Source organism: Micromonospora sp. C81 (assembly GCF_018070425.1).
In the GTDB taxonomy this organism is placed as follows: domain Bacteria; phylum Actinomycetota; class Actinomycetes; order Mycobacteriales; family Micromonosporaceae; genus Micromonospora; species Micromonospora zamorensis.
Genome location: NZ_JAGPXS010000001.1, coordinates 572,583 through 597,578, shown reverse-complemented (window position 1 = coordinate 597,578; position 24,996 = coordinate 572,583). Strand labels below are relative to the sequence as shown.

Annotated in this window: 24 protein-coding genes; 13 read left to right on the top strand and 11 right to left on the bottom strand. The window is 70.0% G+C overall.

Annotated elements, in window-relative coordinates; translation table 11 throughout:
* The first annotated feature begins 16 nt into the window (after positions 1-16).
* Positions 17-1,873, top strand: a complete 1,857-nt coding sequence (locus tag KBX46_RS02775; RefSeq protein WP_210790838.1) for a dynamin family protein — start codon at positions 17-19, stop codon at positions 1,871-1,873.
* Positions 1,870-3,330: a hypothetical protein gene (locus KBX46_RS02770; protein ID WP_210790480.1), complete on the top strand. Its 1,461-nt coding sequence runs from the start codon at positions 1,870-1,872 to the stop codon at positions 3,328-3,330. The genes KBX46_RS02775 and KBX46_RS02770 overlap by 4 nt, the downstream gene beginning before the upstream one ends.
* A gap of 81 nt (positions 3,331-3,411) precedes the next feature.
* Here KBX46_RS02770 and KBX46_RS02765 read toward each other — a convergent pair whose 3' ends face one another.
* On the bottom strand, positions 3,412-3,714 hold the full coding sequence (locus KBX46_RS02765; protein ID WP_210790477.1) for a DUF1540 domain-containing protein: 303 nt from the start codon (positions 3,712-3,714) through the stop codon (positions 3,412-3,414).
* Positions 3,715-4,109: 395 nt separating this feature from the next.
* Here KBX46_RS02765 and KBX46_RS02760 point away from each other — a divergent pair, with 395 nt between their 5' ends.
* A complete protein-coding gene (locus KBX46_RS02760; protein WP_210790474.1) occupies positions 4,110-8,051 on the top strand; it encodes a ThuA domain-containing protein in 3,942 nt (1,313 codons plus the stop codon).
* Between the two features lie 145 nt (positions 8,052-8,196).
* Positions 8,197-8,478, top strand: a complete 282-nt coding sequence (locus KBX46_RS02755) for a hypothetical protein (RefSeq protein WP_210790471.1) — start codon at positions 8,197-8,199, stop codon at positions 8,476-8,478.
* A 13-nt stretch (positions 8,479-8,491) separates the two neighbouring features.
* Here the strand turns inward: KBX46_RS02755 and KBX46_RS02750 are convergent, their stop codons facing one another.
* Positions 8,492-8,788 carry a hypothetical protein gene (locus tag KBX46_RS02750; RefSeq protein ID WP_210790468.1) on the bottom strand — a complete coding sequence of 99 codons (297 nt, stop codon included), beginning with the start codon at positions 8,786-8,788 and terminating at the stop codon, positions 8,492-8,494.
* A gap of 118 nt (positions 8,789-8,906) precedes the next feature.
* Between KBX46_RS02750 and KBX46_RS02745 the strand changes: the two genes are divergently transcribed.
* Positions 8,907-9,359 carry a MarR family winged helix-turn-helix transcriptional regulator gene (locus KBX46_RS02745; RefSeq protein WP_210790465.1) on the top strand — a complete coding sequence of 151 codons (453 nt, stop codon included), beginning with the start codon at positions 8,907-8,909 and terminating at the stop codon, positions 9,357-9,359.
* A 36-nt stretch (positions 9,360-9,395) separates the two neighbouring features.
* Here the strand turns inward: KBX46_RS02745 and KBX46_RS02740 are convergent, their stop codons facing one another.
* A complete protein-coding gene (locus tag KBX46_RS02740; RefSeq protein ID WP_088948793.1) occupies positions 9,396-9,860 on the bottom strand; it encodes a septum formation initiator in 465 nt (154 codons plus the stop codon).
* Between the two features lie 102 nt (positions 9,861-9,962).
* On the opposite strand from KBX46_RS02740, the gene KBX46_RS02735 reads away from it, so the two are divergent.
* The 4 genes from KBX46_RS02735 (at position 9,963) to KBX46_RS02720 (ending at position 13,164) form a co-directional block, all read left to right on the top strand.
* A complete protein-coding gene (locus tag KBX46_RS02735) occupies positions 9,963-10,658 on the top strand; it encodes a response regulator transcription factor (RefSeq protein WP_210790463.1) in 696 nt (231 codons plus the stop codon).
* A complete protein-coding gene (locus tag KBX46_RS02730) occupies positions 10,655-11,941 on the top strand; it encodes a HAMP domain-containing sensor histidine kinase (RefSeq protein WP_210790461.1) in 1,287 nt (428 codons plus the stop codon). The genes KBX46_RS02735 and KBX46_RS02730 overlap by 4 nt, the downstream gene beginning before the upstream one ends.
* Positions 11,942-11,969: 28 nt before the next feature.
* Positions 11,970-12,524, top strand: a complete 555-nt coding sequence (locus tag KBX46_RS02725) for a DUF5872 domain-containing protein (protein WP_088948790.1) — start codon at positions 11,970-11,972, stop codon at positions 12,522-12,524.
* A gap of 106 nt (positions 12,525-12,630) precedes the next feature.
* Positions 12,631-13,164 carry a PepSY domain-containing protein gene (locus KBX46_RS02720; protein WP_210790459.1) on the top strand — a complete coding sequence of 178 codons (534 nt, stop codon included), beginning with the start codon at positions 12,631-12,633 and terminating at the stop codon, positions 13,162-13,164.
* 72 nt (positions 13,165-13,236) lie between these two features.
* Here KBX46_RS02720 and KBX46_RS02715 read toward each other — a convergent pair whose 3' ends face one another.
* The 3 genes from KBX46_RS02715 to KBX46_RS02705 form a co-directional block, all read right to left on the bottom strand.
* Entirely contained in the window at positions 13,237-15,129 is a 1,893-nt protein-coding gene (locus tag KBX46_RS02715) for an ABC transporter ATP-binding protein (protein WP_210790440.1), read from the bottom strand.
* Between the two features lie 51 nt (positions 15,130-15,180).
* A complete protein-coding gene (locus KBX46_RS02710; RefSeq protein ID WP_210790437.1) occupies positions 15,181-15,810 on the bottom strand; it encodes a hypothetical protein in 630 nt (209 codons plus the stop codon).
* Between the two features lie 184 nt (positions 15,811-15,994).
* Positions 15,995-16,519 (bottom strand): YfbM family protein, encoded by a 525-nt coding sequence (locus KBX46_RS02705; protein WP_210790836.1) that lies wholly within the window; start codon positions 16,517-16,519, stop codon positions 15,995-15,997.
* A 289-nt stretch (positions 16,520-16,808) separates the two neighbouring features.
* On the opposite strand from KBX46_RS02705, the gene KBX46_RS02700 reads away from it, so the two are divergent.
* The 3 genes from KBX46_RS02700 (at position 16,809) to KBX46_RS02690 (ending at position 19,828) form a co-directional block, all read left to right on the top strand.
* Positions 16,809-17,153 (top strand): hypothetical protein, encoded by a 345-nt coding sequence (locus KBX46_RS02700; RefSeq protein ID WP_210790434.1) that lies wholly within the window; start codon positions 16,809-16,811, stop codon positions 17,151-17,153.
* Between the two features lie 478 nt (positions 17,154-17,631).
* Positions 17,632-18,498, top strand: a complete 867-nt coding sequence (locus tag KBX46_RS02695) for an oxidoreductase (protein WP_247666794.1) — start codon at positions 17,632-17,634, stop codon at positions 18,496-18,498.
* A gap of 61 nt (positions 18,499-18,559) precedes the next feature.
* Entirely contained in the window at positions 18,560-19,828 is a 1,269-nt protein-coding gene (locus KBX46_RS02690; protein ID WP_308159342.1) for an MFS transporter, read from the top strand.
* A 159-nt stretch (positions 19,829-19,987) separates the two neighbouring features.
* Here the strand turns inward: KBX46_RS02690 and KBX46_RS02685 are convergent, their stop codons facing one another.
* From KBX46_RS02685 to KBX46_RS02665, 5 genes are all read right to left on the bottom strand, one after another.
* Positions 19,988-21,238, bottom strand: a complete 1,251-nt coding sequence (locus KBX46_RS02685) for an HNH endonuclease signature motif containing protein (protein ID WP_210790428.1) — start codon at positions 21,236-21,238, stop codon at positions 19,988-19,990.
* 52 nt (positions 21,239-21,290) lie between these two features.
* Positions 21,291-21,794, bottom strand: a complete 504-nt coding sequence (locus KBX46_RS02680) for an HAD domain-containing protein (protein ID WP_088951830.1) — start codon at positions 21,792-21,794, stop codon at positions 21,291-21,293.
* 138 nt (positions 21,795-21,932) lie between these two features.
* Positions 21,933-22,280, bottom strand: a complete 348-nt coding sequence (gene trxA / locus KBX46_RS02675; protein ID WP_141909903.1) for a thioredoxin — start codon at positions 22,278-22,280, stop codon at positions 21,933-21,935.
* The gene (locus KBX46_RS02670; protein ID WP_088948784.1) at positions 22,250-22,642 is read right to left on the bottom strand and encodes a MerR family transcriptional regulator; all 393 of its coding nucleotides are present in this window, start codon (positions 22,640-22,642) and stop codon (positions 22,250-22,252) included. The genes trxA and KBX46_RS02670 overlap by 31 nt, the downstream gene beginning before the upstream one ends.
* 237 nt (positions 22,643-22,879) lie before the next feature.
* The gene (locus KBX46_RS02665; protein WP_210790426.1) at positions 22,880-24,082 is read right to left on the bottom strand and encodes a chitosanase; all 1,203 of its coding nucleotides are present in this window, start codon (positions 24,080-24,082) and stop codon (positions 22,880-22,882) included.
* Positions 24,083-24,362: 280 nt separating this feature from the next.
* Between KBX46_RS02665 and KBX46_RS02660 the strand changes: the two genes are divergently transcribed.
* Positions 24,363-24,977, top strand: a complete 615-nt coding sequence (locus KBX46_RS02660) for a hypothetical protein (RefSeq protein WP_210790423.1) — start codon at positions 24,363-24,365, stop codon at positions 24,975-24,977.
* Positions 24,978-24,996 lie beyond the last annotated feature (19 nt).

Below are 24,996 nucleotides of genomic sequence, written 5' to 3'. Positions count from 1 at the left end.
CACACTTGGTGCGGTGATGGCCGGGATCTGGTTGGACGTGCTGGACGAGATCGCCCGTACGTGCAGTGCTCATGGTCGTGGTGACCTCCTCCAGACGGTGCGGCAGAAGCGTGCCCAACTGCTGGACCCGACGCTTCGGGTCCTGGTCATCGGTGAGCCGAACCAGGGCAAGAGCCAGCTGATCAACGCGATCATCAACGCCCCCGCCTGCCCGGTGGGCGACGGCCGCACGACAGTCCTGCCGACCGTGGTGCAGCACGCCGAAGCCCCGTCCGCCGCGGTGGCTCAGGCCCCGCCACCAGCATCGGGTCGTCCCGTCGGCGGCGCCGCCACGGTGACCGTGGAGCGGACCCCGGTGGCGCTCAACCAGGTCGCCGCGGGTGTGGCCGGCATGATCGGGCGTCGGGCGGGCGGCGGTCCGGCGTACGTCGAGATCGGGGTGCCGCGTGCCCTGCTCGGCGCCGGGCTGGTGCTGGTGGACACTCCGGGCACCGACGAGGTCGCCGGTGTCGGCGGTGCCGCCCCGGTCGCGGCTCCCGCCCGCGCGGACACCGTGCTGCTGGTCTCGGACTCCACCCGGGAGTTGTCGGTCGCCGAGCTGAACATGTTGCTGCACGTGATGCGCGCGCACCCGAACGTGGTCGTGGTGCAGAGCAAGACCGATCTGGTGGCGGACTGGCGTGCGGTCGCCGAGCGCAACCGGCAGCATCTCGTCGAGGCCGGCGTCCCGGCGGCGCTGATCCCGGTCTCGGCGACGCTACGCCTGCGCGCCGCCGCCTCCGGCGACCGTGATCTCAACGCCGAGTCCGGTTTCCCCGCGCTGATCGCCCGACTACAGCGGGACCTGGCCGGCAAGTCCGACCACCTGGCCCGGGCGTCGGTGCAGGCGGTGGCCCGGACGGTGGTGGAGCAGCTGGCCGCACCGCTGCGCGCCGAGCTGGCGACCCAGGAGGCCGAGGAGCAGTCCGGGCCGATCTCCCGCCTGCACGCCGCGCAGCGCGAGGTCGACGAGCTGCGTCGCTGCTCCACCCGTTGGCAGAACACGCTCAACGACGAGATCGCCGACCTGCTCTCCGACATCGAGTACGACCTTCGGGACCGGACCCGGCAGATCCTGCGCACGGTGGACGAGGCGTTCGACACCGCCGATCCGCTGGACGCCTGGGACACCTTTCAGGACTGGTTGGAGCGGAGCCTGGTCGAGGCGGCGGAGGCCAACCACGAGTGGCTGATCCAGCGCTGCGACTGGATCGCCCGCCGGGTGGCCGCCAACTTCAACCGGTACGGCTACGACGTCCTGCCACCCTGGTCCATGTCCATGCCGGACGACATCGCCGGGCGTCTGCCGGAGTTGCAACGGCCGACGATCGACAGGTTCACCACCGGCCAGAAGCTGTTCACCGGCATGAAGGGCTCGTACGGCGGCATGTTGATGTTCGGCCTGGCGACCACCCTGGCCGGAATGCCGATGATCAACCCGGTCTCGGTCGGCATCGGGGCGCTCTTCGGCGGCAAGAGCATCCGCGACGAGAGCAAGCAGTTGCTCCGACGCCGCCAGGCGACCGTCAAGACCGCGATCCAGCGCCACGTCGACGACTTCTTCGTCCGGATCACCCGGGACTGCCGGGACGCCGTCCGGCAGGTGCAGCGGATGCTGCGTGACCACTTCACGGGGCTGACCGAGGAGCTTCAGGAGGCCATCGTGCAGTCGTTCCGCAGCGCCAAGCAGGAGGCCGACACCGACGCCTCCCTGCGCGAGCAGCGGCAGCGCGAGATCCGGCTGAAGATGACCCGGTTGGCCGCGCTCTACGAGCAGGCCCAGCAGTTGACCGCCACGCGTTCGGCCCCCCTGCTGTTGGAGCCGCAGACATGACAGTGGGGCTGCGGCTGGACGAGGCGGCCTGGGGGTTGCTGCACCAGGCCATCGACCTCTATCAGGGCAACCCCCGGGCCGTGGGGCAGTTGCGCAATCAGGTGGCCCGGTTGGAGCAACCGCTGCGCATCGCTGTCGCCGGGCCGTGGCGGTCCGGCAAGTCGACGGTGCTCAACGCGCTGATGGGCGAGGAGGTCGCGCCGGTCGAGAGGGCCGACGGTGTGTTCACCTGGTACGAGGACGGCCCTGCCCCGCGTGCCACCGCCTACCCGGCCGGTCAGCCCCCGCAGGAGCTGACGGTGGTCAAGTCGGCGACCGGGTTGCGGGTGGATCTCGGCTGGGACACCGGGGACGTACGCGACATCGTGGTGCAGTGGCCGACGCGCGCGCTTCGGCAGGTCACGCTGATCGACACCCCGGCGCTCCCGGGCGACGTCGAGCAGGGCCGGATGCCGTTGGTGGAGCGGGTGCTGCGGGACTCGGACGCGGTGTTGTACCTGACCCGTGACGGTCGCGACAGTGATCTGCGGATGCTGGAGGCGGGCCGGGACGGCGCCGTCGGGCAGGCCGCCCCGATCAACGTGATCATGGTGTTGTCCCGGGCGGACGAGACCGGGGGAGGTCGGATCGACGGTCTGCTCAGCGCGCGTCAGCTCGCCCGGCGGCACTACCGCGATCCGCGGGTGAGCGCAGTCAGCGTGAACGTGGTGGCGTGCAGCGGGATGCTCGGCCTGGCGGGTCGGATGCTCGGCGAATCGGACTTCGCGGCGCTCGCGACGCTGGCCTCGGTGCCCCGGGCGGAGTTGGACGCCCACCTGATCTCCGCCGAGCGCTTCCTCCGTGGCGAGCTGCCGGTACGGCTGGAGACCGATGTCCGCGGCGCGCTGCTGGACCGGTTCGGAATCTTCGGTGTCCGGCTGGCGGCCACCCTGGTCCGCAGTGGCTTTGACAGTCGGGTGAAGCTCTCCGCCGAACTCATCCGGCGCAGTGGCCTCACCGAGCTGCGGGAGTCGGTGACCCGTTGTTTCATCGATCGCCGAGACACGCTCAAGGCCCGGTCCGCGCTGGCCGCGGTGGAGACGCTGCTGCGGGCCGAGCCCACCCGGGGTTCCGACGAGCTGGTCGGCGCGGTCGAGCAGATCCTCGCCGGTGCGCACGAGTTCCGGGAGCTGCGCCTGCTGGTGGCGCTGCGCAACACCCGGCTCGGGTTCGACGTGGAGCTGGCCGACGAGGCGCAGCGACTGGTCGGGGGCAACGGGGTGGGCCTCGCCGCCCGGCTCGGTGTCGAGCACGAGGCGACCGTGCAGCGGCTCTGGGAGGTCGCCGCTGACGCGCAGTGGCGGTGGCGGGACCGGGCCGAGGACCCACTGCTTCCGCTGGCGCAGCGGCGCGGGGCGCAGGTCGTCGCCCGCAGTTGCGAGGGAATGATCGCCGAGCTGGTCGCGGGCGGTCGCTGAGAGCGGCGGTCGTACCTGGCGTGATCTGAGGCGCGATGGGGGCGGCCGTCTCGGCCGCCTCCATCGGTGTCCGCGCAGGGCTCAGCGCGGTTGGTACGTCTGGCAGTCGGCGATGTCCTGCCCCGGGCCGACCCGGATGGACGGTGCGTGGCACTCCAACTCGGCGTTGTGTTGGCAGTCGCTGCGCTTGCAGGCTCCGACCTGGGCGATGACCCGGTCCAGCCCGCCCTTGGCCGAGGTGTCGATGAACGTGGCGCAGTTGGCGTTCTCGTGCCCGTTCTGCTGCCCGATGGTGATGGCGAACGCGTGGCAGCCATCGTGGTTGTAGCCGCAGTCGGTGACGGTGCACTCGTGAACCCGCGGCATCTCCAGCATGTCAGTCATCAGCGATCTCGCTTCCGTCGGTGGTGCCGGGCAATCCCAGTACCCGGCTCCGACGGGACAAATCCCCATCAGTCACCTCTTTCGGGGATATTTTGCATAGGCCAGGCTTGCCTAACAGCTGTGATCTGCTTCGGTCATTTACCGAACGCGTCGGGCCGCGAGCGCGTCCACCGCACCTCGGGGGCCCTCCGCGCACGGATCGCAGCCGGAAAACCGTTATTCGATCTAGCTCTCGACGGTCGTCCCTGACCTGCGGAGATAACGCTCTCACGGATGGTGGGAGAGTGCTTGACGCGCCCGTGATCCGGACGCAACGATGCATTCGCATGTCTCGTCCCACCACCGCCAGGCGTGATCGGCGCACGCCGTCCCTCGCACCGCGAAAGGACCCCACTGTGCGCAGATCCCTGAGATCGTGGCTCGGCCTCGCGCTGAGCACGATCCTCGTGGCCGGCGGCATCGTCGCCGCGCCGCCCACGGCCAGCGCCGCGCCGTTCACCGTGCTGGTCTTCAGTAAGACCGCCGGATTCCGGCACGGATCAATCACCCCGGGCATCACCGCCATCCAGCAGCTCGGCGCCGCCAACGGCTTCACCGTCGAGGCGACCGAGGACGCCGCCCAGTTCACCGACGCCAACCTCGACCGGTTCGCCGCGGTGATCTGGTTGTCCACCACCGGCGACGTGCTCAACGCCGCCCAGCAGGCCGCGTTCGAGCGCTACATCACCGGCGGCGGCGGCTACGTCGGCGTGCACTCCGCCTCCGACACCGAGTACGACTGGCCCTGGTACGGCGGGCTGGTCGGGGCGTACTTCGCCTCGCACCCCGCCGAGCAGAACGTCACCGTCAAGGTCGCCGACCAGGTGCACCCGTCCACCGCGACGTTGCCGCAGCGGTGGAACCGGTTCGACGAGCTGTACAACTACCGCACCAACCCCCGCGGCAACGTGCACGTGCTGGCCACGCTGGACGAGAGCACCTACACCGGCGGGAGCATGGGCGCCGACCACCCGATCTCCTGGTGCCAGAACTACTCCGGCGGCCGGGCCTGGTACACGGGCCTGGGGCACACCGACGCGTCGTACACCGAGGCGAGCTTCCGTCAGCACCTGCTCGGTGGCATCAGGACCGCGGCGGGGGAGGTCGACGCCGACTGTGGCTCCACCGTCACCAGCAGCTTCCAGCAGGTGGAGCTGGCCAAGGGCGCGGCCGAGACCGGTGAGCCGATGAGCCTGACCGTCCTGCCGGACCGGGGCGTGCTGCACACCTCCCGCAACGGCGTGATCCGGCACACCGACGCCGCCGGCAACACCAAGATCGCCGCGACCCTGCCGGTCTACACCGGAGACGAGGAGGGTCTGCAGGGCATCAAGGCCGACCCGAACTTCGCCACCAACCGCTGGGTGTACGCCTACTTCGCCCCACCACTGAGCACCCCCGGTGGCGGCGCCCCGGCCACCGGCACGCCGGCCGAGTTCGCCGTCTGGGAAGGCGTCAACCGGCTCGCCCGGTTCACCGTCAACGCGGACAACACCATCAACCTGGCCAGCGAGACGCTGATCCTCAACGTGCCGACCAGCCGGGGCATGTGCTGCCACGTCGGCGGTGACATGGACTTCGACGCGGCGGGCAACCTCTACCTGTCCACCGGTGACGACACCAACCCGTTCGACTCGGCCGGCTTCACCCCGATCGACGAGCGGGCCGGGCGCAACCCGGCGTTCGACGCGCAGCGCACCTCGGCGAACAGCAACGACCTGCGCGGCAAGGTGCTCCGGATCAAGCCGAGCGCGGCCGGCGGTTACACCATCCCGGCCGGCAACATGTTCGCCCCGGGCACCGCGCGGACCCGCCCGGAGGTCTACGCGATGGGTTTCCGCAACCCGTTCCGGATGAGCGTGGACAAGGCCACCGGCATCGTCTACCTCGGTGACTACGGTCCCGACGCGGGCACCGCCGACCCGAACCGGGGGCCGGCGGGCAACGTGGAGTTCGCCCGGATCGACCGGCCCGGCTTCTACGGCTGGCCGTACTGCACCGCCCGCAACGACGCGTACAACGACTACACCTTCCCGTCCGGGCCGTCCGGGCCGAAGTTCAACTGCGCCGGCGGGCCGGTCAACAACTCGCCCAACAACACCGGCATCACCCAGCTGCCGCCGGCCGTCTCGGCGTGGCTGCCGTACGGCGGCTCCGGCTCGCCGCCCGAGTTCACCGGCGGTGGCCTGTCGCCGATGGGCGGTCCGGTCTACCGGTACGACCGAAACAACACCTCGCCCGTGGCGTTCCCCGAGTACTACGACGGGACCTACTTCGCCGGTGAGTTCGGCCGCCGCTGGATCAAGAACATCAAGCTCGACGCGTCCGGCCAACCGCTGAAGATCAACCCGTTCCCGTGGACCGGCACGCAGGTCATGGACATGGAGTTCGGGCCGGACGGCGCGCTCTACGTGCTCGACTACGGCACCGGCTGGTTCAACGGCGACGCCAACTCGGCGCTCTACCGCATCGAGTACGCCCGCGAGGGCCGAGCGCCCGTCGCCAAGGTCTCGGCCACCCCGACCAGCGGCACCGCGCCGCTGACCGTGGCCTTCTCCTCGGCCGGCACGCTCGACCCGGACGGTGACCCGTTCACCTACGCCTGGGACTTCGACAACAACGGCACCACCGACTCGACAGCGGCCAACCCGAGCTTCACGTACACCACCAACGGGACCCGCAGCCCGACGTTGACGGTCCGGGACACCACCGGCAAGACGGCCACCGCGAGCGTGGTGGTCACGGTCGGCAACAGCGCCCCGGTGGTCACCGTGAACACCCCGTTGAACGGGCAGACCTTCGCCTTCGGGGACGCCGTGCCGTTCTCGGTCACCGTCACCGACGCCCAGGACGGTGCGATCAACTGCGCCCGGGTGAAGGTGAACTACGTCCTCGGCCACGACTCGCACGGCCACCAGCTCGGCAGCGTGCAGGGCTGCTCCGGCGTCATCCAGACCTCGGCGGACGGCGAGCACGACACCGCGGCGAACATCTTCGGCATCATCGACGCCGAGTACACCGACCTGGGCGGTGGGGGCCAGCCGCCGCTGACCACGCACACCCAGGCCGTCCTGCAACCACGGGTACGCCAGGCCGAGCACTTCGGTGACTCGTCAGGTGTCCAGATCGTCGCCGGGGCAGCGGGGCACGGCGGCGCGGCGGTCGGTTACATCGACAACAACGACTGGATCTCGTTCCGCCCCTACAACCTGACCGGCGTCCAGTCGTTCAGCGCCCGGGTCGGAGCACCGGCCGGTGGCGGCGGCACGGTGGAGCTGCGGGTCGACTCGCCCACCGGGCCGCTGGTCGGCTCGGCGACCGTGGTCCCCACCGGTGGGTACGCCAACTTCGCCACGGTCACCGGTGGGGTCACCGCCCCGACCGGCACCCGGACCCTGTTCCTGGTCTTCAAGGGCGCTGGGCCGTGGTTCGACATCGACGAGTTCACGCTCTCCACCAGCCCCGGCGGTCCCGGGCCGGACCCGGACCCCGACCCGGACCCCGAGCCGGGCGCCAACTTGGCCCGGGGCAAGCCGGCGCGTGCGTCCAGCTTCGAGGGCGCGTACGGCGCGGCCAACGCGTTCGACGGCGTGGCCGGAACCCGGTGGGGCAGCGCCTTCAGTGACCCGCAGTGGATCGACGTGGACCTTGGGGCCACGTACTCGCTCAACCGGGTCAAGCTGACCTGGGAGGCGGCGTACGGCAGTGGTTACCAGATCCAGACCTCGCCGGACGGGGTCAACTTCACCACGATCCGTACGGTGACCGGCGGCGACGGCGGGGTGGACGACCTGACCGGGCTCAGCGGCTCCGGCCGGTACGTCCGACTCCTGGGCACCACCCGGGGGACCGCCTGGGGCTACTCACTGTTCGAGTTCGAGGTGTACGGCGGCACCGGTGGCCCGACCGGCGGCAACCTGCTGCTCAACAAACCCACGTCGACCTCCAGCAACGAGGGGGCCGACGTGTCCGGCGCCCAGGCGGTGGACGGCAGCCTCACCACCCGCTGGTCGAGCACGTTCTCCGACCCGCAGTGGATCCGCGTCGACCTCGGCAGTCCCACCGCGATCGGTCGGGTCAAGCTGAGCTGGGAGACGGCGTACAGCAGCGCGTACCAGATCCAGACCTCTAACGACGGCACCACCTGGACGACGGTGAAGACGGTGACCGGCGCGGACGGCGGTGTGGACGAGCACACCGCGCTCGGTGCCAACGGCCGCTATCTGCGGATCAACGGCACCGCCCGGGGCACCGGGTACGGCCACTCGCTCTGGGAGGTGGAGGCCTACACCAGCTGAACCACCACCGTTGACGTGGCCGGCACGGTGATTCGTGCCGGCCACGTCCGTCAATGCAGCTCGTCGTCCTTGCATATACCGTGAGCTGGTTGTCTGGCTCTACGTCGCGGGCCTGGCGGCTGCCGCGTTGGCCATGGTGATCGCGGTGGCCACGCTCACTCCGGAGGTACGCCGACGGATCGTCGTCATGCTGCTGCCCGTGGCAGCCCTCGCCCTGGTGATCGACAGCGCCCTTGCCGGTTGGGTCACCTCGACCATGCACATGGGACACACCGTCCCCCTGGTGCCGGCTCAGTGGGCGATGCTGGTGCTCGTCGCGCCGGTGACCTTCCTGGCCGGGGCGCTACTGGTGCGGCGGCGAGAGGAGACCCTGCGGATGGTCGCCCTCGGCCGGAACGCCGACCGCGAGCAGCCATTGGGTCAGTGAGGTGGTCGGGTGTTCACCCGACGCCTGGCGGCTGGCCATCACCGGCGCGGAACACCGCTCGGGTCAGATAGTGCCGCGACTGCCGATCGAAGCGTCCGAGCAGATCGCGGGCGGCAGGCGGGACAACGGAGGCGGACGGATCGCCGCCGGTGAAGGCCGACACTGCGGCGAAGTCCGTGAAAGTCATGGCGGTGAGAAATTCGCTGCCCTCGGTGGGGTCCAGCTCCTGCGGGGAACGACGCAGAACCCGAAGCTCCCGAAGCCCGGCCACCCCCCGGGCGAGGATCGCGGGCGCGATGTCCTGCGTCAACAGCCGATCGTAGGCGTCAGCGAGAGCGGGTTCGGTCCACCCGCTCCACAGTCGAAGAATCATGACAGCATGCTGTCATTCCCGTAGTAGACTGTCAACGTGCGGTAAGGTGCTGCCGATGACCGAACGGAAACAGGACCGGGTCGACGCGTATCGGCTGCTGGTGGCAGACGTGTACGAACTGGCAGGCGAGTCCCGGCGCTCAAGTGAGGAGCTCGCCCGAGAAGAGGGCCAAACTGCCGCCCGATGGCACGTGATGAGCGTGCTCTCCGACGGTGCCCGCACCGTCGCGAGCGCGGCGCGCAGACTCGGCCTCGCTCGACAGAGCGTGCAGCGAGTGGTCGACGACCTGGCCCGTGCCGGGATGGTGGAGTTGCACGACAACCCCGATCACCGCCGCGCGCCACTGGTGACACTCACGACGGCAGGGCTGGCCACGCTCACCGGCCTCCTGGAACGCTCCGACGCCGACCGCCGGGACGCCGTAGAGCGAGCCGGCCTCAGCCTCAGCGATCTCGAGAATGCGCGCGCGACGCTCAGGCGGTTGGTGGACGCCCTGCAGAGCCGGTGAACCGCCGCGACACTCACCTCACCTGCTCCCGGGCCGTCAGTCGTCGGCGACGGCCACCGGCTCCGAGCCGATGCAGCGCACCTTCAACTCGTACTCCCGTGTTGGCCCCCGAAACTTGACCTCGACGTCGTCGTCCGGGCCCCGGTCCACGTCCCTGACCCGGTAGCCCTGCGCGGGCGCCCAGGAGACGAGGCGCACTCCACCGGCACCGCACTCGGCCACGGCCGTGCCGCCGTCGGTGGCGAACCCCCGGCGGACCCCGGAGCTCGCGCTCGGCGTGGGGCTGGCCGTGCCCGGCCCGACTGAGGCGGTGCCCGTCGTGCCGGTGGGCACCGGCTCCGGCGAGGCGAGCGCCCGTTCGATCTCGGCCTCGCTGCGCACCCCACCCGGTGTGCCGGTGAGGCTCTCGCCCACCAACCGGATCGCGCCCAACCCGATCAGGGTCGCCACGGCGACGGTGGCCACCCACCCGGCGGCGACGAGAATCGAACGACGGCCCATGCTCTGACTATCCCCGATCGGTCCTTGTCGTTGGCACATCCGGACGCTAAGGCATGGTTAACGTGCGCCTCGCTGACAGCGGTAGCGGTTAGCCTGCCAGCTGTGGCCCGCCTGTTGCTCATCGAGGACGACCTGACCATCCGTACCCCGCTGATCCGTGCCCTGCGGGAACGCGGCCATGCGGTGGCCGCGGCCTCGACCGCGATGGCCGGGCTCCGGGACGCACTGGAGGACCGTCCCGATCTCGTCGTACTCGACCTGGGCCTGCCCGACCTGGACGGACGCGAGCTGCTGCGGATGCTGCGCGCGGTCAGCTCGGTGCCGGTCATCGTGGCCACCGCGCGCGACGACGAGGCCGAGATCGTACGGGTGCTCGACGCCGGTGCCGACGACTACCTGGTCAAGCCGTTCACGGCGGCGCAGCTCGACGCTCGCGCCCGGGCGGTGCTGCGGCGGGGGCCCTCCGGTGCCGACGCGCAGGACCCGGCGCTCGTCGTCGGCGGGCTGCGCGTCGATCCCCGGTCCCGGCAGGTCACCCTGGACGGGGTGGTGGTCGAGCTGACGCCGCGCGAGTTCGACCTGCTGCACCACCTCGCCGGCCGGCCCGGCCAGGTGGTCACGAAACGTGAACTGCTCACCGAGGTCTGGCAGATCCCCTACGGGGGTGCCGACAAGACCGTCGACGTGCACCTGTCCTGGTTGCGTCGCAAGTTGGGGGAGAACGCCCAGCAGCCTCGCTACCTGCACACCGTGCGCGGTGTCGGGGTGCGTCTCGAAGCGCCGGCGGCGCAGCCGTGAGGGCACGGCTCGCGTTGCTGGTCGCCGCGGTCAGTGTGCTGACCCTCATCGCCTTCCTGGTGCCGCTGGCGCTGCTGGTCCGCACTGTCGCCGAGGACCGGGCCACCGTTCGGGCCACCGCCGACGCGCAGAGTCTCGTGCCGGTGGTCGGCACCGCCGACGCGGCGACCATCCGGCTCACCGTCGAGCAGCTCGCCGCGGAGTCCGGGCGGCCGGTGAGCGTGTTCCTGCCGGACGGCACGGTGCTCGGCGCCCAGACCCCCCGTACGCCGGCGGTGGCCCTGGCCGCGCGCGGGCAGAGCCTCACCGGGGAGTCGGCGGCCGGCCGGGAGGTGGTCATCGCCGTGCAGGGCCGGGCGGACGGCACCGGCGTGATCCGGATCGTGGTGCCGCAGCACGAACTGACCGCCGGGGTCACCCGGGCCTGGCTGGTGCTCGCGCTGCTCGGCGTGATCCTCGTGCTGATCGGGCTGCTGGTCGCCGACCGGCTGGCACGCACCCTGGTCCGGCCGATCAGCGACCTCTCCGCCGTCTCGCACCGGCTCGCCAACGCCGAGCTGGACGCCCGGGTCACCCCGGCCGGCCCGCCCGAGCTGCGCGAGGTCGCGGGTGCGCTCAACCACCTCGCCACCCGGATCCAGGTGCTCCTCGTCCAGGAACGCGAGCAGGTCGCCGACCTGTCCCACCAGTTGCGGACACCGCTGACGGCGTTGCGGCTGGAGGCGGAGTCGCTGCGCGACCCGGAGGACGCGGCCCGGATCACCGCCGCCGCCGACGGTCTCGAACGTGCGGTCACCGGGCTGATCCGGCAGGCCCGGTGGCGGCACTCACCGGCGGGCCCGGCCGCCTCGGACGCGGCGGCGATCGTCGCCGACCGGGTCGCGTTCTGGTCTGTGCTGGCCGAGGACACCGGCCGGGCCGTCACCCTCGACCTGGCACCTGGGCCTCTCCCGGTCGGTGTGGCAGCCGACGACCTGGCGGCGGCCGTGGACGCTCTGCTCGGCAACGTCTTCGCGCACACCCCCGATGAAACGCCGTTCGCCGTCCGGCTCGCCCCGGACGCGGGGGAGGTGGTCCTGAGCGTCGCCGACGAGGGGCCGGGCATGCCGGCCGGCGCCGTCCGCCGGGGCGCGAGCGCTGCCGGCTCGACCGGCCTCGGCCTGGACATCGCCCGCCGCGCCGCGCAGACCGCCGGCGGTCGCCTGGAGTTGCGGACCGGCCCGCGGGGCGGGGCACAGGTGCTGCTACGGCTCGGACCACCGACGTCACCGCGGCAGGCATAGCCGCTGCGGTCCCGGGTAGCTGCGAGTCATGGCGCGGTACACGAAACCCGAGCTCAGAGAGCAGATCAAGGAAGAGATCAAGTCCTCCGACAAGGGCGGCCGGCCGGGACAGTGGTCGGCGCGCAAGTCGCAGCTGGTCACCCAGGAGTACAAGAAGCGCGGCGGGGGATTCCTCGGCGAAAAGGACGAGCGGCAGAAGTCGCTCCAGCGCTGGGGCAACGAGAAGTGGCAGACGAAAGAGGGCGACACGCGGGCGCGCAAGGGCGACACGACGAGCCGCTACCTGCCCAAGAAGGCCTGGGACGAGATGTCGGAGAGCCAGAAGCGCGCGACCGACACCAAGAAGCGCGAAGCCTCCCGCACCGGCAGGCAGTACGTCGCGAACACCGGCCCGGCCAAGCGAGCGCGTCGAGACGCCACCACGGCCGGCCGGATGACCGAGATGTCGGTCGCCGAGGCGGCAAAGCTGGTCCGGGGCCTCGACACGCGACAGCTCAAGACCGCACTGCGCAACGAGCGTGCCAGCAAGGACCGCAAGACGCTCGTCCAGCGGCTCGAAGCGGAACTCAACCGGCGCGGTTGATTTGTCCGTCGACCGCCTTAACCTGGCCTTAGCGTCCCGACAGCGCGCTGCTATCCCGATTTGACCGATCCTCGGAGTCGACAACCGAGGAAAGGTGGACACCACCATGAAGCGCACCAATCTGCTTCTGGCGACGGTCGGCGGTTCGGCGGTGCTGGCGGTGGCCGGGATCGCGCTGGGCGTCAACGCCGCGAACGACTCGCGGACCGGCGGCACGACGCTCGCCGCGGCGACCGTCGCGCCGACGGCCACGGACGCGCCCGGGGCCAGCGGTTCGCCGTCGGCCAGCGGCACGCCGTCGGCCGAGACCCCATCGGGTACGCCGTCCAGCGGCACGCCGTCAGCTGGCACCTCGCCGGCGGGTAGCGCGGTCGACGAGAAGCGTGCCGGTGAGATCGCGCTCGCCAAGGCCGGTGGCGGTCAGATCGTCGAGGTCGAGTCCGAGCAGGAGCACGGTCGACCGGTGTGGAGCGTCGAGATCGTCGCTGGCGACATCGAGCACGAGGTGGACGTCGACCGGGACAACGGTTCGGTGGTCAAGGCCGAGCAGGAGCCGGTCGACGGCGACGATGACGCCGACGACAAGGACGACGACAACGACGACGACAACGACGACAACGACGACAACGACGACGACTGACCGTCCGGCGCCGCCGCCCGTCACGGGGATCCCCCGGGCGGGCGGCGGCGCTGGTCGTGGAGCAGGCGTGCCTCAGATGGCGACGCGTTGCTCCTTCACCGTCGGCTGGTCCTGGTCGAACTGGGTGCGGTACAACTCCTGATACCGGCCGCCGGCGTCGAGCAGGTCGCCGTGTCGCCCACGCTCGACGATGCGTCCGTCTTCGACGACGAGGATCTGGTCGGCCGCCCGGATGGTGGAGAGTCGGTGTGCGATGACCACGCTCGTGCGGCCGGTCAGGGCTTCGGCGAGAGCCTCCTGAACCGCGGCCTCGGAGGTGGAGTCGAGATGCGCGGTGGCCTCGTCGAGGATGACCACGCGCGGACGGGCCAGCAGCAGCCGCGCGATGGTGAGCCGTTGCCGTTCCCCGCCCGACAACCGGTACCCGCGCTCACCGACGACGGTGTCGAGCCCATCGGGAAGTGTGCGGATCAGGTCGTCGAGGCGGGCCCGCCGGAGCACCTCCCACATCTCGTCCTCCGTGGCGTCCGGCTGAGCGAACGCCAGGTTGGCGCGGATGCTCTCGTGGAAGAGATGCCCGTCCTGGGTGACGACGCCCAGCGCCGTCCGGATCGACTCGGCTGACAGGTCGCGTACGTCGACGTCGGCGAGCCGCACCGCGCCGTCCTCGACGTCGTACAGGCGGGGGACGAGCTGCGCGATCGTCGACTTGCCCGCCCCGGAGGAGCCGACGAGGGCGACCATCTGCCCTGCCTTGGCGCGGAACGACACACCGTGCAGCACTTCCTCGCCGCCGCGGGCATCGAGCTTCACCACATCTTCGAGAGACGCGAGCGACACCTTGTCCGCCGAAGGGTAGCCGAACCGTACGTCGTCGAACTCCACCGCGATCGGCCCGTCGGGAAGCGGGCGGGCGTCGGGCCGGTCGAGGATCAGCGGCTTGATGTCGAGGATCTCGAACACCCTCTCGAAGCTCACCAGCGCGCTCATCACCTCCACCCGGGCGCTGGCCAGCGAGGTCAACGGCGCATAGAGGCGCGACAGCAGCAGCGCGAGGGCGACCACGGTGCCGGCATCCAGGCTGCCCCGGAGTGCGTAGAGACCACCCAGCCCGTAGACCAGGGCCAGCGCCAGCGAGCCGACGACGGTGAGCGCGGTGATGAAGACCCACTGGAGCATGGCGGTACGGATGCCGACGTCCCGCACCCGACGGGCCCGCGCCGCGAACTCGGCCGACTCCTCGGCCGGCCGCCCGTACAGCTTGACCAGGGTCGCGCCGGGCGCGGAGAAGCGTTCCGTCATCCGCGTGCTCATGGCCGCGTTGTGCTCGGCCGCCTCACGCTGCAACTGGGCGAGCTTCGAACCCATCCGACGCGCCGGGAGAACGAAGATGGGCAGCAGCACGAGCGCCAGCACCGTGATCTGCCACGAGAAGCTGAGCATCACCGCCAGCGTCAGTGCCAGGGTGACCGCATTGCCGACCACCCCGGACAGCGTGTCGCTGAAGGCCCGCTGCGCACCGATCACGTCGTTGTTCAGGCGGCTGACCAGCGCTCCGGTGCGCGTCCTGGTGAAGAACGCCACCGGCATGCGCTGCACGTGGTCGAAGACGGCCGTCCGCAGCTGGACGATGAGCCCCTCACCGATGCTGGCGGAATGGAACCGCGTCACCAGACCCAGGCCGGCTTCGGCCAGGGCGATCACGGCGATCAGCACCGCCAACCGGATCACGACGCCGCTGTCGGCGCCATCCACGATGGCCTCCACCACCCGTCCGGCGAGGACGGGTGCCGCCACCGTGAGGACCGCCGTCACCACGCTCAGCAGCAGGAACCTGACGATCAGGGCCCGGTGCGGCCGCGCGAACTCCACGATGCGCTTCAGGGTGACACGGGACAGTGGTCGTTCTTCCTGCGCGTTCATCGCGTGGTGCAGAGACGTCCACGCGGTAAATTCCATGCTCATGCCTTACCTCCGATACCGGAGGTTAGGACCTCACCCGAGCTTGAGGTCAAGTCACCGCGCGGGGCGTTCCAGTTCGGCGCGGATCTGACCGAACACACCTCGCGGGTCATCCGTCCGGGTGAAACCGACGAGGGTCACCATGCCGAGCGTGTGCTGGTCACTCCACACGCAGATGTCGACAGGGATGCCCGTCTCGGCCTTGAGGATGCCGCAACCGGCCGCCCCGCCCAGCGGGCCTGGTTGGATCGGCCCCACGCCGGTGACCTTCGGCAGCCCGGCGAAGGTCTTGTTCAGTGTCGCGGTCGGGTCGGTGATCGTGCCGGACACCGCGCTGATCAGGATGACCCGCTGGTCATCGCTGGGAATGTGCAGCCCGCGCTCACGGGAGTACACCTCTTCGGCCCGGACGTAGGCGGTGCCCATCGCGCTGGTGGGCCCAGCGGCGAGCAGCTTCTTGAAGGTGCCCATCTGCTGCTCGGCGCGGTCGTGGAAACCCCGATCCACGGATTCGGTCCAGGTGCCCAGGAGCTTGGCTGGCTTGTCGATGCGCATCGCCGCAGCGGGGGCCGACGACTGCGTGGCCGCTGCCGGCGCGGGAGTGTCGGACTGCCCCGAGCACCCGGTCGTGAACAGCAGGATCGCCGACGTCAGCGCGCCGACGATGGTTGGGCCAGTCGGCATCGTGCGCGTCATTGAGTCCCGCCCCCGTCTCGATTTCGCGCGAAAGATATCGCACGCCCGCTGTCCCGTTACTGGTGACCCGCTTGCGCGACGTGGTGGTCGCCACCACCCCGGATTTTGTGTTCACTGACTGGACGTAAACGCGGTCCTTCCCCTACCGGCGCTGTGGCGGCTCAGCCGTTGCTCAGTCAAGCCAGCAGATCACCGCAGCACCATCCCTGGCGGCTGCAGCGAAGAAGCTCTGGACGCCTGGCAGATAGTGGGCCACCCAGGCAAGTTTCCCGGGGCCTTCCCAGGGCTCGGGGTAGATATCGGCCCGGTTCAACTCCTGCGGGTCGACGCCCCGAATGAGGCCGTCTTCGGTGAGCGCGGCCAGTTCCGAGGCCGCCGTCGCTACTTGGGCCGGTGTCAGATAGGAAGGCGGCCCGTAGCCCCAGTCGTCTTCGAGGTTTTCCAGGAAATCGAACATCTCCTCGCTGTCGGGCTCGACGTCTGGCAACTCCACGAACCGCTCCGCGCCCGAGACCAGCGGAATCTCGAAGCCCAGCCGATCAAGTAGGAAATCAAGCCCGTCCCATGCCTTGTCGGTGGCAGCCCAGCGTTCGGAGTTGTCGTCCCGTTGCGTCATGGCGAGTTCGTAGGCCCAGCCGAGGTCGGCCCTCGCCTGCTCCAGTTCGTCCGGGGAAACGCGCAGCCAGTTGCCGTTCATACTCACCACGGCAGGCTAAACGCTGGTTACGACAGTTCCCCCAACAGCAGGCAAAGGTGTCCGGCAACGTGGCGGCGCACTGTACTACCGCAAGGTGCTCGTCACCGAGTGCCGTCGGCGCCGGTCGCCGGCGTCCGGGGGCGCTGAGATCCGTGCATCAATCATGTCGCGGCACCGCGCCGTGATGCCGCCTTGTGTGATCCTGAGCCGGGTCCGTGATGCACCGAGGCGTCTCCGAATGCGCCGGGTGCGCCGGAGAGTAAGCAGAGGAGCCGTAGGCTCTGCGATCGTGCACAGCACCCTGACCGAGCACGCGCGGTGCCTCTACGGCGACGAGTACCGGCCTGCGTTGCAGTGCGGCCCGGACCACCAGGAGCACTACTTCGTCGAAGAGCTGACTTTCGCGGACGCGGAGACCATTCTCGCGATGCTGCGGGAACTCTGCCCGAACCTGGTCGACGGACTTCTGCCGGTCTGGGTCCGCAATCTCGCTTACCGGCTTGTGCTCCTGCAGCGGCCGAACCAGCCGGCGCTCATGCGCGAGGCGGCCGACAGCCTGTACATGCACGGTCCCGATTGGGACAACCTTGCGACAGAGCTGCGCAGCCAGGCCGACGCGCTGGAAGGCCGCTGACTAGGACAGATGATGCACGTCTGAACGTGCGCCTGACCGAGGTCAGCTCCACCGATCTGCCGCGAGGCGCGCGTAAGGGCTCGGGCTACTCGCTTGCGGAGTCCCAGGCGTCTTCGAAGGTGGTTCGCGTGATGACGAACGGGCTCCAGTCCTCGTCAGGATCATCCAGGCTCGCCTGCCCGAGGCCACCGAACTGGTCTTCGTCATATCCGGGCGAGGAGGCAGTTGGCTTGGCGAAGTCCCTGGCGGCGCGTTCGGAGACCGATCCGTCAAATGCGGACGGTCCGGCCCTCGTCGTCGGACGGCTTGTCGTCACGTGTGGAACGCGGATGCGGTCAGGACCGAGATGAAATCCGGGCTGTCACTGCACTGCCGGCGGAGCGCTTCCCACGATAGATAACCTAACAACGATTTTGTGGAATCGGTATCGGGCAGACGACCGACTGCGCAGGTCAGCGGCGGTGGCTAAGTTCGCCCAATGCCCACGAACATGATCAGTGCGAGTTCCGCTGGCACCTGGACCCTCGGCGACCTGACCGTCAACCGGATCGGATTCGGCGCGATGCGCCTGACGGGCAACGGCAGCGCGGCGAGCGACCGCGCGCGGGCCATCGGAGTGCTGCGCCGGGCGGTCGAGCTCGGCGTGAACCACATCGACACAGCGGCGTTCTACTTCTCGCCGCTGCGGTCGGCCAACGAGTTGATCAATAGTGCGCTGTCGCCGTACGCCGATGACCTGGTCATCACCACCAAGGTCGGGCCGGGCCGCGACCCGTCGGGGGAATGGCTGCCGTTGGCCCGGCCGGACCAGCTGCGCGGGCAGGTCGAGGAGAACCTGCGCCAACTCGGCCGCGACCATCTGGATGTCGTGAATCTGCGCCAGCACGGACTGGACTCGGTCGCGGAGCACTTCGGCGCGCTGGCCGAGCTGCGCGACGCCGGTCTCATCCGGCATCTCGGCCTGTCCAACATTCGCCCCCATCACCTCGAGCAGGCGCAGGCGATCGCCCCGGTGGTCTGCGTGCAGAACACGTACGGTGTCGACACCCGACGCACGCACGACCAGTTCGTGCGTACCTGCGGCGATCAGGGTGTCGCGTTCGTGCCGTTCTTCGCGATCGCTGGCGACGGACGTGAGGCCGGCGGCGTGGCCGCCAACGCGGCAGTGCAGGCCGTCGCGCGTACGCACGGCGCGACGCCGGCACAGGTGCGTATCGCGTGGACCCTCAGCCGCGGCCCGCACCTGCTGGCCATCCCCGGTACCGGCAACCCCGACCACCTGGTCGAGAACCTGGCCGCCGGGGCGCTGGTCCTGTCGCCGGACGATTTGGCCAGCCTCGAGTAGCGGCCCGGCAAAATGCGGCCCTGCCCCGAGCCCACGACCCTCCGACGGAAGGTCCGTCCCTGTGCAGGCAGCGACAACGCCCATTCCCATTCCGCCGCCCGACAGCTCATGGCTCGTCGCCCGAGGACTCATCCCCGATCATGGCCCTCGGCGCGTCCTGGCCTTCGCGACCTTCGTCAACATGCTCGGAAGCGGCATCTTCATGGCCAGCGCCGTGCTCTTCTTCACCCGATCCGTCGGGCTTCCCCTTGCGCAGGTCGCTCTGGGCATGGGCATCGCAGCGTTCGTCGGGATGCTCGCCGGGATTCCGGTGGGGCATCTCGCCGATCGGCGGGGGCCGCGCGAGATTTATCTGCTGACTCTGATCATCCGTGCCGCCACCATGGTCGCCCTGGCCTTCGTGCACACGTTCTGGCTGTTCGTCGTCCTGGTCTGCCTGACCCAGCTCGCCCACTCAGCCGGCGGGGCGTCTCGCGGTCCGCTGGTGCGGGGCTTCGGCGGCACGCACCTGGCCCGGTACCGGGCCTATCTGCGTTCGGTCGCCAACCTCGCCGGATGTTGTGGCGCCCTCGCCGCCGGCGCCGCGGTGCAACTGGACACCCGTGCGGCCTACCTGGCCCTGGTCGTCGGCAACGCCATCAGTTTCCTGGCGTGCGCCGCGATCATCACTCGGCTGCCCTCGTTGCCGCCCATTCCAGTGCCCCAGATGACCGGGCGCTGGATCGCACTGAAGGACAAGCCCTATCTGGCAGTCACCGCGCTCGACGCCATCCTGGGAATTCAGGGCCAGGTGCTGGTCTTCGCGCTGCCGGTGTGGATCGTCTCGCAGACCCACGCGCCGCGCTGGTTCGTTGGAGTGGCCGTGCTGGTCAACACCGCCCTCGTGGCGTCACTCCAGGTCAGAGCGAGCCGGGGGATCGATACCAGTCCAGCGGCCGGTCGGGCCATGCGCCGCTCCGGGGTGGCGTTCCTGATCGGGATGGCCCTGATCGCCGCCACGGCGGCGATGCCCGGCTGGCTCGCCGTTACGGTGATGACGCTGGGGGTCGCCGCGCACACCGTCGGCGAGCTGTGGCACGCGGCGGGCTCACTCGAGTTGCAGTTCCGGTTCGCACCTGCGCACGCGCAGGGGCAGTACACGGGAATCTCCGGGCTCGGCACGGGCCTGGCCAACGTCGCCGCACCCTCCCTACTGGGCCTGCTCTGCATCGCCTGGGGTGCCCCCGGATGGCTGCTGATGGGCGGCATCTTCGTCGCGGTTGGGCTCGCCGCCCCGGCGGTCGTCTGGTGGGGCGAGCGAACGCGTCCGCACTCAGCGGAGGCCGTCTAGAGACCAGCGATCGTGGGTGGCAGCAGCGCGGGTGGTGCCCGTCGACGGCGGCGCAGAAGGGCCCGATGTCGGGCATCGGCGCGACCGACCACTTGTGGAGTCGTCCCGAGGGCATGCCTCGTCACCCGGACAGGAGTGATTGCTCTCCGCTGGTCGTGTCTATGTCCGTCGGTGGTAGTGGTTGCGGCGGGGGAGTTGGTCGGGGTCGAGCCAGGCGGGCGGTATGAATTCGGGGTGGTTGTCGTTGCCGAGTTGGACGGTCCAGTCGTTGTGGTGGAGGTGGCGGTGGTGGTGGCCGCAGAGTAGGACGGCGTTGTTGAGGTTGGTGGGGCCGCCGTCGGCCCAGTGGTGGATGTGGTGGGCGTTGCACCAGCGGGGTGGTCGGTCGCAGCCGGGGAAGGCGCAGCCACCGTCGCGTAACACGAGGGCCCGGCGTAGTGGGCCGGTGATGAGGCGGCGTTGTCGGCCGACGTCGAGGACCTGACCGGTGCCGCCGAGCACGGCGGGCAGGATCGCGGCGTCGCAGGCGAGTCGGCGCACTGTTTCCGGGGTGAGGTGGAGGCCGGTGTCGAGGGTGGCGGCGCCGAGTTGTCCCGCGAGGGCGTCGTAGCTGGTGGTGACGACGATTTGTGCGGGGTCGCCGCCGTGTTCGGGTAGCTCCCTTGTGCGCAGGCTGAGCCGGCAGAGGTCAGCGAGGGCGTCATGGCGGCGTTGCCCGGCGCAGCGCTGGTCGTCGGGGCCGGACGGGGCGGTGAGCGGGTCGATCGCGGCGCGCAGCAGGCCGGCGGTTTCGCTGTCGAGGATGCCGGTGAGTCGGAGTCGGCCGTCGGTCAGCGTCGACATCGTGACGTGGCGGTCGCGGTTGGCTCGGCGGGCGTCGGCTTCCAGTGCGGCCTGGGCGGCGGCGTCGGCGATGTCGGGTGCGACGTGGTCGAGGATGCGGGTGCCGAGCTTGCGCAGCAGGGTGGGGTCGAACTGGCCGGCCCAGTCGACCAGCACACCGACGGCCTTGTCGGCCACCTCCGGCCCAGCGACCGTCTGCACGGTGGCGACGGTGTCGGCGATGACCCGCACCTGCTCCATGCTGACCGCGCCGGCCGCCAGCGCGCCCCGCACGGCCGTCGGGGCCGCGTCGACGCACGCCGCGAGATCGACCAACCGGCGGGCTGCGGGAATGGTCAACCGCAGTCGCTCGCGCAACCAGACCGCGGTGCTGGAGGCGCCCTGCGCGACCGCCGTGCCCCGACCGTCCACCTCGCGCACCAACGCCAGCTTCACGGCGGCGAGACGTTGCTCCAGGCGGTGTGCGGCGTCGAGCGCCGCGACCAGCTCATCGTCGGCGAGAGCCCAGGCGGCGTCGTCAACGCAGGCAGCGACCGCGTCGTCTGCCTGCGCCAACTCCTCGACCATGACCAGAGACTAGAACAGGTGTACGACAACTTTCAGTGGCAATGATCGATCGCTATGAGGCGGAGCCGAGAGGTTCCTGGGGGTTGTTGAAGGGCCTGGCCCAGGTGATGACGCGGTCGATGGAATCGCGGGTGAGGCCGATCGCCGGGTCGGTGGTGATCAGCAAAGTGGGGCTGGTACGCCTCGCGGCCCAGACGTGGGCTTCGGGCGAGTGAAGGTCGTCAATCCATGTTGCGGGCCGTTGCTGGGCGTAGGCGGCAATGAGTGGGATTTTCTCGCTGGGGTGGAACGGTGTGCACGGCATGGTGACCACCGGCAGGGGAGTGATGTGCAGAAGCGGAGCGAGGAGTTGGTTTGCTTCATCGTTCCAGCTCGTGGCCCAGGCTATGTCCAGGACGGCACTCGCTTCGGTGATCCAGGTGCCGTGTACGGGGTTGACACGGACGGGTTCCTCTCCGGGGAACAGGCGGTGCTCGGTGTAGCCGGCCGGCGGTTGAGGACTGCCGTACGGGTTGAGGACACCGTCGATGTCGAGCAGCAGCAGGGGGCGGGTTATTCGCACGTCACGACGCCGTGTTCAAACGGAGGGGAGACGATCGCCTCCACCACCCGCCCGGCGAGGACCGGTGCCGCCAGACGCGGACCACCGTCGCCACGCTCAACAGCAGGAGGCGGCATTCGACAGCGGTGACGGTCACAGGCCGGCGTGCATGGTCAGGCTCTGCCGCAGGTGGAGTTTCGGCCTGGACCCGACGATCGAGCCGACGACCTCGCCCCCACGGAACACCAGCAGTGTCGGCAGGGACATGACTGCGTAGCGCCGCGTGGCCTGCGGGTTGTCGTCGGAGTTGAGCTTGGCGATGACCATCCGGTCGCCGAACTCCTGTGCCAGCTCGACGAGGCTCTTCTCGATCATCTTGCACGGCGGGCACCACTCGGCCCAGAAGTCGACCACGACGGGCCGGTCGCTGGCCAGCACCAGCTCGGCGAACGTGTCGTCGGTGACGGTGATCAGGGAGCTGACGCTCGTTTCCTGGGGCATGTTTTCTCCCGGTGCTCGATGGCGTGGGTGAGCTGGGTGTGCAACTGCTGACGGACCGCTCCGAGCCGATCGAGGTAGTCGTCGACCTCGGCGAGCTTGCGTCGCAGCACCAGCACGGAATCCGGACAGACGTCACCGGACGCGTTGCCCGCTCGCAGGCAGGCGACGAACGGTCGGACGTCGTCGAGGCCGAAGCCGACGTCGAGCAGCGCCCGGATCTCCCGGACGACCCGCAGCTCCGCCTCGTCGTAGACGCGGTAGCCGTTCGCTGAGCGCTGCGGTTGTACCAGCCCGTGGGCTTCGTAGTAGCGCAGCGTTCGGGTGCTCGTGCCGGCCCGTTCCGCCAGCTCGCCGATCAGCATCAGACCTCCTCGACCAGCCTGTCGCGACCAGGCTAAACCTTGTCGTCAGCGTCAAGGCAAGGCTGCTCCCGAACCCAGCCCCGAGCCCAGACCCAGCCCCGAGCCCAGGCCCAGCCCCGAGCCCAGGCCCAGCCCCGAGCCCAGGCCCAGGCCCGAACCCAGGCCCAGGCCCGAACCCAGGCCCAGTCCCAGGCATGGCTCAGGGCGCCGCGATGCGGCGCCCTGAGTCTCTGTGCGCTAGCCGATGCGGAACTGGTCGCCGTAGACGGCGAACACCAACGGCGTGTTCAGGTTGAAGTTGCCGTTGTTGAGGAACACCCGCTGGGCCGTGTCGACCCGGGACGTGTCCGAGTGGGCTGCTTCCTTCTTCATCTCGATGACCCGCTCGTCGAGGAAGGCGTTGAGCCAGGTCCGCTCGTCGCCGCCCTGCGCCGGGGGCTTCGCCCGAGCGAGGGCGCGGTTGCGGATCTGGCGCATCCCCTCGTACCCGTGCATGACCGCCGCGTCGTAGTAGGCGAACTGACCGAGCGCCCGGACCTGGTCGTTCTTGCCGTCGCGTACCGATGGGTTGAAGTAGACCCGGTCCCGCTCGGCCTCCTGTGCGGCTTGGAACACCGAGTCGTTGGCCGCGGTCCGCCAGTCGCGGGGGAAGTTGGGGTCTAGGCCGGAGTGCGAGGGGGTGCCGTTGACGGCGCGCAGCGCCGGCAGGTAGCCGGCCAGCACGTTGCCCGGCTTGGTGCGCGTGTACGCCTCGACCAGTTCGAGCATGTCGCCGGTGCCGGAGCAGAAGCCGATGATGCCGGCGGTGTAGCCGCGCCCGTCGCCGATGTCCTCGATGTAGGAGAACTGCGCGCGCCAGTCGAGCGAGGAGTTTTCCGCAGCCGAGACGAGCTGCATGGCGACGTCCTTCTTCGCCGGGTCGTCGAGGTTGGTCCCGGTCGGGGTGGTGGGCGTTGGGGTGCCGCCGCCGGGCAGGGTCCACTGCTGGTTGGTGGTGCCGCCGCAGGTCCAGATCTGCAACCGGGCGCCGTTCGCGGTGCTCCGGTCGGTGACGTCGAGGCACTTGCCGGAGCCGGTGTTGACGAGCGTGCCGTTGCTGGCGGTCCACGTCTGCGCGCCGGTGCCGTTGCAGTCGTACAACTGGATCTTGGCGCCGTTGGCGGTCGACGCGGCGGTCACGTCGAGACACTTGCCGAGTGCCCGGATCGAGTTGTCGGTGTTGCCGACGGTCCACGTCTGGGCCGCGCTGCCGTTGCAGTCGTAGAGCTGGACCGCCGTGCCGTTGGCCGAGTTGGCGGCGGCCACGTCGACGCACTTCCCGCCGAGGCCGGTGATCGGGCCGGCGGTCGCGGCGCTGGCCGACGGCAGACCGTAACCGATCGCGGCGACGCCCATCAGCAGGGCGCCCACGACGTAGGCGGCTGTTCTCTTGTGAACCATGGTGTTCCTCGGGGAAGGGGCGGCGTGCCGCCGGCCGGTCGGTGGCCCGGCGCGGCGGTTCGGCCCCGGCGGGCACCGCGAGCATCAGGAAACTGTATTAACAGATATCAGTACGTTAGTGCGTCGTCAATCGACGAGCGCAGGCCGTGACGACGCATGTTCATCTCGTTGACAGACACCCGAGAGCTCGATGCCCGGCCCGCCCAGTTGGATGTCGTCAGCAGTGCCGCGGTCCCGGGCGAGACGACCCGGGACGGCACCGACACGCAAGGAGCGTTCCATGGCAGTCCCCCTCCGCCGTACCCCGTCTCTGTGGGCCACGGCCGCCGCCGTGCTGGCTGTGGCGGCGTTGTCCGCCTGCGGCAGCGCCGACGCCGCCGACCCGGTCGGCGCGCCGAGCGCCGCCGCGCCGACCGAGGCCACGCCGACCGGCGCCGCGCTCCCGGCGGTCAAGGGCAAGCTGCGCGGGTACGGCACGGTGCGGCAGCTCAGTGAGGCCGCGGACCTGGTGGTACGGGGTGAGGTCGAGGCGACCGGGTTCCGGGTGGACGAGATGCTGCGCGCGGCGAACGGATCGGCAGTCGGTGCCGGGACGCGGATCACGCTCGCCAGCCTGGATCGCGGCGTGGCGGACATGGCCCAGATGTCCACGCTCACGGCGGGTCAGGTCGTGGTGCTCTACCTTGCCAAGGACGCGGCGGCCCCGACGTTCCGCACGCTCAGCGGCGACTTCGGGGTGTTCGACGTGACCGGGACCGGTGACGACGCCGTCGCGGTGTCCCGCTCGCAGACGATGGCCGTCAGCGGCCTGCTCGACGAGGACCCGACCGCGTCCGGCCACGGCTTCCGCGCCACCCTCGGCCAGCTCCGCGCCGTCGCCACCCAGGTGAAGTAGGACGACGACTGGAACGCGG